Raw genomic sequence first — 4,206 nt, 5'->3', positions numbered from 1 at the left:
CGGAAAAAGTGTGCATTTTTTGGGATTTCAAGAGATGGCAAAGAAATTTTCCAATCTCCTCCTGACTCCTGACTCCTGACTCCTGACTCCTATGCCCTCACGGAAAGACTTTCTCAGCAACCCCTAACTATTCCTTGTTTCATACAATCTTCATAGTATAATTGCAGACTCACACTATTCTTGATCACATTTGAAGTAGTTGTACTTTTGACTGCTTATAGTTTATCAGTACGTAGATAAAAGCCTTTAATTATAGAGGATTTCTGTTTTTTAATCGTGATGGAGGTCACAACTTTTCTGTAATGAGAATCACGAATATTTACTGTTTTATATCAATGTATTTAGCAAGCAAGTGTTTGACAATAGAAATGATAAATCGTTCATTTGCCCTATTGATCATGATTCGCACACTCATTGCATCTGCCTTTCAAACCGGATATCTTAGTGTTGAATCAGAGGGTTTACTCCTTCAGGTATTGGCAACTAGGTGCTATCAATCCGATGATTTAAAAGCTCTGACAAACCTATACGAAGCAATCCGCATAGGTACAGTTAAACGAGAAGCTTGTTCAAAGAATTCTAGAGAATTGCCTGTACTGAACAAATGTCACTAAGAATTACTCGATACAACTTAACATGAAGCCTAACTTTCTCACACTTTGGCTCTCATCATTCAGATGGGATATGTTGATTATGGGCCTACTGTGTTTCTGTTTTGCGTAAGTCCTGTAAGTTTTCGGTTTATTCAGTAGAACCTAGATTGAATTATTAAAGCTTAATATAGCGATTCTAAGTCTAATGAAGTACAAACAAATTTATTCACTGTTCCCTGTTCCCTGTTAAGAGTTCCCTGTTTAAGAGTTCCCTAAAACGAAAAAACTTTGTACCTCACACTTCTTGGAAATGGCTATATACAAATAATCATCATTATATTTTTATTGGCGCATTTACCTAAATTGAAATTTGTAAAAACTCACCGAATTAATAACGAGTAATAAATTTTGCTAATTTATGAATATCACCAAGAAAAAATTGCCAGCAAAAAAAATTCCTAATCCTGAAATATCGCCATATTTGCGCCACTGACAGGCAAAATGCCCGTATTACACCTCATGCTACAGAGCAAAACTGAAAAGTCTTGGGTGATTGTTGTTTAAAACCATGAAGTTAAGCCTGAGAATGAGTTAAGATCAAATACATTAAGGGTTAAAAGTACAGCCGAGTCCCCAGACTTCCTAGAAATGCCAATGACTACAAGTAGGCAACTAAAACAACCGCAATTAACGCTGGTTTTGCAGTACAGTTTATTACAGGATGGTAATCAGGAAACACCACCAAGTATTCACCAGGTAAGGAAAAATCCAGAAATGTTGGACTTCTATGAAGTAGACATGATCTAGCATTGCCCTAAAAAAGATTAAGCTCAACTGAAGCAGTAACCATTGGTTCATAACCCAAAAATTCCTTATATTGACTGCCACCACCGAGTCCTTGTGAGATTGGGTTATTGCAATAGTTCACCAAGCATGAAATTGAACTCTTTAGGGTATCTCTTACCGGGTTAAGACCCAAATTTTCACAAGTTTAACTACGTTGTTTAAAAAGGCAGAAGTAGTACATGCTACACCGCAAGATTTATCAACTGTGTTGCGACGGGCGGGAGGTATGTGTTTTTTTGCGGGATCAGCAACGCTGGATAGAGCGGGCCCGCATTATAGATATAGAGGGTGATCTAGTGACTCTACGCTATGAAACAGACGAAGAAGACGAAGTTTGTTCTTGGGAAGAGATGGTTCGCCTAGAAAGCATTGGCTCGGTAACGCAAAAATTAGCTTCCGTACCACGGGGTAATGTAGAACCTCTCATGACTGAAGACTGTCCTGAGTCGGAACGTATCCGTAACCGTTTTACTGACTTGAATCCCGACTAATAACTCTTTGTCTACCCAAAAATTACCATTTAGGGACTAGGGAAAGAAAATTTTAGATTTTAGATTTTAGATTTTGGATTGCAAGTAACTCAAACACAATCCAAAATCCAAAATCCAGCAATCCTGAATAGGAGTCAGGATTCTAGATCAGATAAACTTTCAAAGGCAGGACAATAACCTTCCAGGGTAACTTTAAAGTTATACAATGGGGCTGCGGGATTCCAACACCGTTGCCCCCTCTGGTATTTGCACGTACCACAACACTCTAAATCTGACCAGGTATAGGGGTGCTTACTACGGGCTGCATCTAAGCTATTTTGATTCAGCAGTTCTCGTTGAGACAAACCTCTTAATACCAGTTCTTCCCCTTGCCAACGGGCTTCTATTAAACCAGTATCCGCAAATTGCTGCCAACGCGGATCCTCTGTAATTGCTTCTGGTAGGGAGATCGTAATGACTGTTTCTAGTTCCGTCAACTCCCCTTCATAATTAGTTTCCGGGGCAGAAGGTTGTAAAAATGTTTCACCAATGGGCAATTCTACCACAATTCCCGCTGCTGGGGAATGAAGATGATAACGATTTTGTAACTCGTCTAAACTGGTTAGGTCAGCTAAATAAGCAGGAGAACCGTGGATAAAAACCACGTGCTGGGGTCGTAAATTATGAATTAATTGGGTTGTTCCTGGTCCATCACTGTGTTGAGCTAAAAGATAGCTTTCTATGGTGGTTGCTGCGGGATATTCTGAATTAACTTTGATATCTATTTTTTCTGGTAGGAGAATGAGCCAAGGTCCTGTGTTGGGTTGACAATATTTACTTAAATCCGCTGTGGAGTCAGTGAGGACAATACAGGGTGAACTGCCTAAAGTAGTCAAATCTTCCACTTTTAAACGCCGCACACGGGGACGTACTCTTTCATCCCAAAATAAAGGCTGATGACGGGCAAAATTTTGGACTGAGGCGGGAAAATGGGTTAAAAGTTCTAAATAAGCATCACAACCAGTAGCTACATTGCCATCTACCCAAATATCTAAATCCCGGCCAGTAAAATGGTGATGAGAGCGTAACAACATCAACAATTCTTGACCTAAGCCTAAAGCCGGTGTGGGTAAAATAATAGAACAGTGATCAGCTATGGCGCGGTTAATTCTTTCCGCTAGTTGATTTTCTTGGTTGCGACGGTGAGGATGGCGAGATGTTCCATAACTGCCTTCAATTAAGAGAACATCTAAATGTAAACCTCTTAACTCTTCTAAGCGCAACCCATCTACTAGGCGAGAATTGGAGAGGAAAAAATCTCCTGTGTAAAGTAATTTATAATCACGGCGCGGGGTATGGTAGGTGAGGAGAATAGCCACAGCACCGGGAAGATGACCTGCGGGAAATAATTCTACTACTAGATTTTCTTGTATTTCTATAGGCGATCGCAAAGGTAACGCCTGACAAAAGGAAGGAATTTCTTCCGGTGCTTGTTCCGGCCAATTTAACGGTAATAACTTGCTAGTCACCTCACTAGCATAAATAGGCATAAGAGGAAAAGCTTGATTAAGTGCCAGCAAACCTCTAGCATGATCTGGGTGAGCATGACTAACCAACACTAAATCTGCTGGTAATGGTGAACTACCCTTCTGTGCAGATTTAGTTATGTCCCTAGTCAGATATGAAATATCCCCCAAACCGCAATCTAATAAAATGCGGTGGGGACCCATGCGTACTAATAGACAAACACCTTCATCTTCATGCTGAACACTATAGGGCAGACATTCTAATTCATTAGCTGCATCCCCAGGATCAGGACGAGACGATACTGATAGATCATCCCTCATGCGCTCTAACTCTGGTTAATGTGCAAATTAATGTGCAGAACCGTTGCCATGATAGTTGTCTGAATCATAAAAGCCATTTTTTGTACCGAAAAATAAGCACGCAAAGGTAAAGATAACAGTGAATCCTACTAAAATCAGCTTAACATCCATCGGTTTATCCTCCTTGATGAAACTCCTTTTTATAGTAATAGTGTGATTATCTATTTGGGCAGAATCGCTAGAAAATCTTTACTTTAGTTGGTGATTGGTAATTGGTAATTGGTAATTGGTAATTGGTAATTGGTAATTGGTAATTGGTAATTGGTAATTGGTAATTGGTAATTGGTAATTGGTAATTGCTGGTTAGGAAAACTCTTACCCAGTCACGCTGTACAAATTCACCATGATGTGCATGAACGAAAATCCGTCGTTTCAGGCTTTTGTCGATTAACTTCCGATCAATAGCGATCG

Annotated in this window: 6 protein-coding genes; 3 read left to right on the top strand and 3 right to left on the bottom strand. The window is 39.8% G+C overall.

Annotated elements, in window-relative coordinates:
• The first annotated feature begins 398 nt into the window (after nt 1-398).
• The 3 genes from FFR48_RS29735 to FFR48_RS25930 all read left to right on the top strand — a co-directional run bounded on the left by FFR48_RS29735 (nt 399) and on the right by FFR48_RS25930 (nt 1,930).
• Nucleotides 399-614, top strand: coding sequence for a hypothetical protein (locus FFR48_RS29735; RefSeq protein ID WP_096572820.1), 216 nt, complete (start codon nt 399-401; stop codon nt 612-614).
• Between the two features lie 633 nt (nt 615-1,247).
• Nucleotides 1,248-1,400, top strand: a complete 153-nt coding sequence (locus tag FFR48_RS25935) for a hypothetical protein (RefSeq protein ID WP_162501967.1) — start codon at nt 1,248-1,250, stop codon at nt 1,398-1,400.
• A gap of 218 nt (nt 1,401-1,618) precedes the next feature.
• Nucleotides 1,619-1,930, top strand: a complete 312-nt coding sequence (locus tag FFR48_RS25930) for a DUF6679 family protein (protein ID WP_096571619.1) — start codon at nt 1,619-1,621, stop codon at nt 1,928-1,930.
• 134 nt (nt 1,931-2,064) lie between these two features.
• On the opposite strand, the gene FFR48_RS25925 is transcribed toward FFR48_RS25930, so the two are convergent.
• From FFR48_RS25925 to FFR48_RS30680, 3 genes are all read right to left on the bottom strand, one after another.
• Entirely contained in the window at nt 2,065-3,756 is a 1,692-nt protein-coding gene (locus FFR48_RS25925; protein WP_137669345.1) for an MBL fold metallo-hydrolase, read from the bottom strand.
• Nucleotides 3,757-3,783: 27 nt separating this feature from the next.
• On the bottom strand, nt 3,784-3,906 hold the full coding sequence (locus FFR48_RS30830) for a DUF8629 family protein (RefSeq protein WP_096572821.1): 123 nt from the start codon (nt 3,904-3,906) through the stop codon (nt 3,784-3,786).
• A 78-nt stretch (nt 3,907-3,984) separates the two neighbouring features.
• Nucleotides 3,985-4,092: a hypothetical protein gene (locus tag FFR48_RS30680; RefSeq protein WP_371851487.1), complete on the bottom strand. Its 108-nt coding sequence runs from the start codon at nt 4,090-4,092 to the stop codon at nt 3,985-3,987.
• Between the last annotated feature and the right edge of the window lie 114 nt (nt 4,093-4,206).

Source organism: Sphaerospermopsis reniformis, from assembly GCF_005402885.1.
GTDB classification, from domain to species: Bacteria; Cyanobacteriota; Cyanobacteriia; order Cyanobacteriales; family Nostocaceae; genus Sphaerospermopsis; species Sphaerospermopsis kisseleviana.
This window is presented reverse-complemented; position numbering and strand designations above follow the sequence as displayed.